5 protein-coding genes are annotated in these 6762 nt (G+C 34.5%); all 5 read right to left on the bottom strand.

Features of this window, described 5'->3' with window-relative positions; genetic code table 11:
* Positions 1 to 118 precede the first annotated feature (118 nt).
* A complete protein-coding gene (locus MODO_RS18735) occupies positions 119 to 1051 on the bottom strand; it encodes a PorP/SprF family type IX secretion system membrane protein (protein ID WP_006258685.1) in 933 nt (310 codons plus the stop codon).
* Positions 1052 to 1059: 8 nt separating this feature from the next.
* Positions 1060 to 2352, bottom strand: a complete 1293-nt coding sequence (locus MODO_RS18730; protein ID WP_059051724.1) for a T9SS type B sorting domain-containing protein — start codon at positions 2350 to 2352, stop codon at positions 1060 to 1062.
* A gap of 16 nt (positions 2353 to 2368) precedes the next feature.
* Positions 2369 to 4906 carry a hypothetical protein gene (locus MODO_RS18725; protein WP_225582016.1) on the bottom strand — a complete coding sequence of 846 codons (2538 nt, stop codon included), beginning with the start codon at positions 4904 to 4906 and terminating at the stop codon, positions 2369 to 2371.
* Between the two features lie 10 nt (positions 4907 to 4916).
* Positions 4917 to 5423, bottom strand: a complete 507-nt coding sequence (locus tag MODO_RS18720) for a hypothetical protein (RefSeq protein WP_006265340.1) — start codon at positions 5421 to 5423, stop codon at positions 4917 to 4919.
* Between the two features lie 2 nt (positions 5424 to 5425).
* Positions 5426 to 6762 (bottom strand): hypothetical protein (locus MODO_RS18715; protein ID WP_059051722.1); only part of this gene is annotated, 1337 nt, incomplete at its 5' end.

The following is a 6762-nucleotide window of genomic DNA, read 5'->3' as shown; positions in this document are numbered from 1 at the left end:
CGCTTTCTTCTCTGCTACTTTCTGTCCATAAGTACTAATACCTACGAAAAGCAACATTGTCAATAAGCTTATTTTCAATAGCTGTTTTTTCATACTTGTTTTCTTAAGTCCTCTTTTATTAGAAGAAACGAGGAGCATTAATTGTACTACGACGGTTAAATAATTCGAATCTTAAGAAGATCTCGTGTGAACCTGAGTTATAACGTTGAAGCGCAGTAGTCTCAAAGTCATAAGAATATCCTACAAATAAATTATCATTTACCTGGAATCCTGCCAAGGCGCTCACTGAAGCATCCCAACGATAAGCCGCTCCTAAAGTAAACTTGTCATACATCAAAAAGTTAGCTGTCAAATCTACTTGTAATGGTGCACCACTTACTGCCTTAACTAAAGCGGCTGGCTTAAATAATAAGTTCTCACTCACATCGAATACATATCCTCCCATTAAATAGAAGTGCATCTTCTGACGCATCGTCGTGATATCATTATCATCGTAGCGATCTGTAGTCAAGAAGTTCGGAACTGATAACCCTACATAAGCTTTGTCAGAGTATAGATAAACCCCTGCTCCAATATTTGGATTAAACTTGTTGTTTAGATTCTCTTGGCTTACAGGATCAGTAGGATTGTGGATATTAAGCTTGGTATAATCAACACTTAATAGGTTAGCAGTCGCTTTTAACCCGAATGCTAATTTATAATCAGCATTTAAGTCAATAGCATAAGCTAAATCTACAGAGATATTATTCTCATCCATCGCTCCTAGTCGATCATTGGTAAAGTTCACTCCTAGTCCTAATCCACTTTCTCCAAGAGGTGTAGACACAGATACATTCGCTGTCTTAGGTGCTCCATCTAGTCCTACCCACTGTGTTCTGTACATCCCAAACACGTTCAGTGTTCCTCTACTACCTGCATAAGCAGGGTTGATCATATTAGCATTATACATATACTGTGTATACTGTGGATCTTGTTGAGCTTGCATTTGAGAAAAGCAGCCTAAGGCGAATAGGCTGATTCCGATTTTCTTTATGTTTTGTTGAATATTCATATATTCTCTTACTTATTGCTTTCTAAATGTAGGTAACCCGATTTCTTAATCATACGCGAACCGCTAGCGTCTTTATACTCATAACTCACGATGTAGAAATAAGTACCTGTAGGTAATTTCTCACCTTTATTTACAGTAACACGTCCATCAGAGTATCCTCTAAACACATTACCTGCACTGTCATAACTCTTCGTATCAAATACCTTAACTCCCCAACGGTTATAAATCTCTACTGTATTATTAGGGAATCTGTTGATATTATCTATGATGAAGTAATCATTCTTACCATCTCCATCAGGAGAAACAAGGTTGTAAATAACGATATCTCCGTCTAAGATTAAGTCTGTATTCACAGTAGCTAATGTAAAGAATCCGTACCCCTTCACACTAGTAGGTGTTGTGATCTCTTTTTTCTCCACATCCACTACTCCTCCTTCGTCTACCCAAAGCTGTTGCTTAGCATCCCAGCGTACGATGTGTAATTCTTTCTCTGGGTTCACTAATAACTCTTTAGGTGTCGTACGCTCATCCCAACTCAGTGTCAGCATGATGTCTCCTTTACTATTATCACTTCCTTTATCTACTGTCCAGTACTCGCGCTCATCTAGTAAGTTAATCACTCCTGACTTAGCACTACGCGCTCTAAAGAAGTTCTTATCATCTAAGTTATACTTTCCTTCATACGCATCCTTTACATGATCTGGAGCAGTGATTCTAGCATAACGGTATAGTCCTTTATCTCCTTTAGGATATTGGAACTCCTCATTACCTATCTTCTCTACATATCCTTCTGCGTGGCTTCTGTCTGTAGGCTTAAGTGCTTTCGCTCCTTGGTGGAAGGTTAGCATCCCTGCTAGTGAGTCTACCTTAATAATACCATCTTTAAAGTCTACACTACCTCTTACGTTAGCCTCGTTCTTTAGGTCAAAGGCCATATCTTTAGTAGAGTTGTCTAGTACTACATCAAAGAAATTAGAAGGTTGGCTTCCAGTGATATGCTGAGCTCCTTTTGCTTCTTCAAAAGGAGTGAACACAGCTTTAGAACCTTTGGCGTTAGTGCTGTGATCATAAATATTGTCATTGTTAAAGTTGCTGTAGTAATAAACCGTTCCATCATTCTTTACATACCCTTCTTTTGTATTGTCAAAATCATAGATAGTAGACATGACTCCTCCTTCGGCTATCGAAATCTTTCCTTGGTTTACCATTACTTGGTCTTTCTTAGCTTGCTGGGCTACTACTGTAGCTGGCAATGCTAAACCTAATAAAGCAACTGATTTATATAATTTTCTTGATTTCATAGTTTTTATTTTATAATTAATTAGCTACTGCTTGATTTAACAACATCGGATTAGTAACAGCAGAACAATCATTTACTTTGATCTCAAACTCATTTGATGTGTCTGAACATTGATTGTTAGTTACATTTAATCGAATGCGTAAACCATTTAATTCTTTACTAGCATGACTAACTTTAATTGTTTTTCCCTCAAGAATAATTCTATTTGAAAAAGTAGTATTATCTAATTCTTTCCAATTTGTTGTTCCAGTTGTAGTGTATTCCCATTTATAATTTGAAACATTTGTAGTTATAGATACTTTAGCAGAGTCAAAGTTTTCACAAATCACAATATTGTCAATATCCTTACTTACCTCTGGCAAGGCATTAATCACAATAGTAAATTCTTTTTTAGGACCTATACATCCATCTTTTCCCTCTGCTACAAAATATTTATAAGTACCTACAGCAGTTGGACTAGGAACATCTGATAATTCAACTTGATTACTATCAAAATAAACCAATTCATAACCTTTATCTTTTCCTGTAGCAGATAACTCATTTTCTAATACTAAAGGCTCTCCAAAACATAACTCTGTATTCTTAGCAATAGGTGAAGTAGTTACTTTTTCAATACTGATTTCTAACCTAGCATAACAACCATCCTCCATATCTGGTACCATCACATAATACATTTTTCTACTGCCATCACTGTTAACTGAAAAATCTCCAGTTACTAAACCATCATTAGATGTATAACTTGTCGGTACTTTACTATAAAACTTAGCTCCAGGAGGATATATATTTATAATTTCACTTCTATCAAATCCTGTTGTTGGTACAGAACAAAAAGCCTTAAATTGCATAATTCCATCTTCTACAGGAGGGTTACAGTTTTGCAAGAAGTCTGTTGTAACACTTATCTTAGAAATAAAATCATCATAAACAGGACCTGCACAAACTCCGTTTCCATAATCTCTCACTAAGTCTGAGTTTACCTTTGATTTTGATGTAGCTCCTTCTCCTGATATTTTACCATTGATCTTTACATCTAATCCACACACATTGGTAGATAACAATACACAATTATCAGATACTCTAAATCTATATTTTAATTGCGCTAACAGCTTTTCTTTTGTTGTATCTAAAGGTAAATTTCCAATATCCCAAACAATTTTACCCCCTGCTGTAACACTTGGATCATTTGTACCTCCAGTAGGGGGTACCCAAGTAACACTTCCTGATGCATCTAGATCTGGCACTATCTCCGCATCTAAGAAATGTAGATTAAAAGGTACAGGTATTTCAATTTTAGAATTATTAACTGCTTCTGTTCCTTTGTTATAAACATCTAGCTCAAATTCAAACTCTTGCCCAGGAGTGATTGTTCCATTATTTAATGGTTTTACACCTCCATAATTAGTTGCTTTATTCTCTCCTACTACATCAGGAACATAAGCATCTACAGCAAACACTATATTAAATATGATGTATGTATCTTGATTTGATCCATATGAAAATGAAGTTGATGACTGATTATTTCCTATGATTTGATTACTAGTATTATTTAACTCAAACATAGAAATATCCATTCCTGTATTATTGATTAAGTTTGGATTTCTTGGGTTTCCTCCTGTATGAATTGAAGAATTAAAAAAGTTATTAGTAGAGTTACCTCCATGGCTTAAGTCTTGATAGCTATTAGAATTTCTTTTTTGAATCTTAAAATAGTCCCCAGAGATATCCTCATCTCCTTCACCCGCCATCATTCCAATTTTTACATTTACATCTCCATTTTGGGTAGCTCTAAAACCACTCACTGGTAAAATAGCTGCACCTGTTCTTTTAACCATATAACCATAACCATCAAAAACAGTAATATCTCTCCACTTCATCGAAGTGTTTTTATAAATAACAACCATTCCCCATCCTCCATAGAATCCAGTTCCTCCTCCTTTCCCTTCTTTTAAGGCAATGTCAGCCACAAAATAATTTGAAGCCCCATGTTCACGAACATAATCAGTTACATCAGCATAAGCCGCATACATAGCTCCTTCTGATGTAGAGGGGTAATATATATCAGTATCTTTTGCTGTTATTTGTATATATGATTGGTTTTTAGCTTTTAACTTAACTTTACGTTTATCCAATCCGTCGAAAGTCAATGGACTATTTGTATTCCTAACATCTATATCATGAGCACGTCCCGTCCAATATAAGCCTGCATATACAATTTCAGTACATTCACCACCTGGTAGAATTAGTTCTGCAGAAGATGAATTTATCGTATTTCGATCATTGTCAATGTCTACATAGATCATCTCATTATTATTTCCCCCTTGCTTTCCACTATTTGCATAATTTTTTAAAGTAAGGTTAGTATTACCAATCATGGTAAAATCTCCTTGCAGATTATAATTCTTTACATTAGTATAAGGCATTGGAGCCTTCGGTGACTCACGTGGTTTAAAATCTTTTACAACTTGTGCATACCCCAAGTTACTTCCTAGTACTAAAAAACTTAATAATAAGAGAGTTGATAGATAAGCACTTATTTTTTTTGAATATTTTTTCATAGCTTTTCCATTAACTTGGTTGATCCATTGTTGAATACAGAATTTCAACATCTTGTTTTTCGTTTAACTTTTGTAATAAATCAATAAACTCTGTTTGAATTAACTCTTTATCTAATTCTCGATATGATCTAATGTAGATGTATTTAAGACTTTCTAATTGAATAATTAAATCTTTGGGAACAACAATTTGCTGCTTTCCATCCCATTTAATATTTATTAAAATAACCTCTTTTAATTTATCTTTATAAACATTGCTTAAACCAATAAAGTCACTAGTGTCTTCAATAGACATTTCAACTATCTCTTTAGAGTTTCCTTGGTGAATTTTAGCTTGCTTATCAAATGCTATAAACATAGAGGTTGGTGCACCATTAGCTAGGTAATTAAGATCATTAGCTTGTGAATCAGTTAATTTAATAAGTTTCTGATTGTATTCGAAAATAGCACTTTGTGCTTGTGCTTTGATTCCAAAGCACAAGCCAAAAGCTATTATTATATATAAAATATTATTTTTCATAATTAATTATCTTCATTAACAGAGAATACAATGTTTATAAAGCTTCCTATATTTACATTAGCGGTATCATTTACTTTATATGTCATTAATCCTTCTGCATTAATACTTACAATAGTAAATACTCCTTCTGTTGCATAAGTCACATGAAAACCTAGCTCTGATGCAGGTAAAACTGGTAAAGCTGATGCTCCAGTACTACTCATTACAGGGCTTCCAAATTGTTTCTTATAAATAGCATACATATCTATTGTACCTGTACGAGTTGTATTATTATATGTAACGCCTTCTTGTTGGGCTTGACTCTCTGCTGTAGGAACCATTACTGAAGGCATATAGAAGAACTTAGGCATCGCTGCTTTTAAAGCTTTTATAACGTCTCCGTTTTTATCTACTGCTAATAAATGCTGAGTAACCCCTTCACTTTCATTAACTGCTTGCGTTTTTTTCTTATCAAGCCCAGTTAAAGCAAGCGTATTATCAGTAGTAGTATTAATAGCTGTTTTTTTAGTTAATAAACCTCCTAATTGGATATTAGTATCTGCTTTAGTAAGTCCATTATTAGCTGTAACTATCTCCCCTACATCAGTCTGGTTTTTCCAAGTAGGAACTCCTGTATTATCTGTAACCAATACTTGATTATTACCTGCATTAGCTATGTCTTCTGGTTTTATCGTTCCGTTTTGGATATGATCTGTTGTAATTTTATTATTAGCAATATTTAGTTTGACATCAGTTAATAATGATTTAGTAGCTGTTGTTGCTATTGCATTACTATCAGTACCTATAACAATTACACCATCTGTTGTTAATGTTTTAGCATCAACTACCTTATCAACTGTTACATCTGGTGTGCCTGGAATCCAAGCTTGTGTTGTTTGGTCATAAATTAAGGTTTGTGCATTAGAAGGTTTAGTATCACTAACTGGCGTACCTTGGATAGCTTGTACTACTGTTTTACCTTCTTTTAGTACAGCATCTCCTTCTAAAATTAACTCTGCCTCTTCTCCATTAACAGAACTTACTATAGCTGTTTCCCTAGTTACAAGGGTATTAGAAGTAGCAGACTTTTTATTAACCCACTTAGTTGTAGCTGTATCTCCTGTTCCTTCTGTTACTAAAATTTGTCCATCTGTTCCTGGTTTAATTTTGTCAGTCGTAATTCCTTTATCTGCAATTTGGATACCGGCATCAGCTAATAACTTATCAGTTCCATTTGCTCCTGTTACAAACTCAAGTCCTCCTGCTAACGATAAATCACCTTTTGTATTATCTACTGTAGTTTTTAACTCTTCTAATGCCTCTTGTACATTTGTTGATGTAAAACCATTAGAGCTGTTGT

This window comes from Myroides odoratimimus, from assembly GCF_001485415.1.
Lineage (GTDB): Bacteria > Bacteroidota > Bacteroidia > Flavobacteriales > Flavobacteriaceae > Flavobacterium > Flavobacterium odoratimimum.
This window is presented reverse-complemented; position numbering and strand designations above follow the sequence as displayed.

Coding starts and splice junctions, on each gene's coding strand:
- MODO_RS18735 (WP_006258685.1), bottom strand. CDS start 1,051: ATGAATATTCAACAAAACATAAAGAAAATCGGAATCAGCCTATTCGCC.
- MODO_RS18730 (WP_059051724.1), bottom strand. CDS start 2,352: ATGAAATCAAGAAAATTATATAAATCAGTTGCTTTATTAGGTTTAGCA.
- MODO_RS18725 (WP_225582016.1), bottom strand. CDS start 4,906: ATGAAAAAATATTCAAAAAAAATAAGTGCTTATCTATCAACTCTCTTA.
- MODO_RS18720 (WP_006265340.1), bottom strand. CDS start 5,423: ATGAAAAATAATATTTTATATATAATAATAGCTTTTGGCTTGTGCTTT.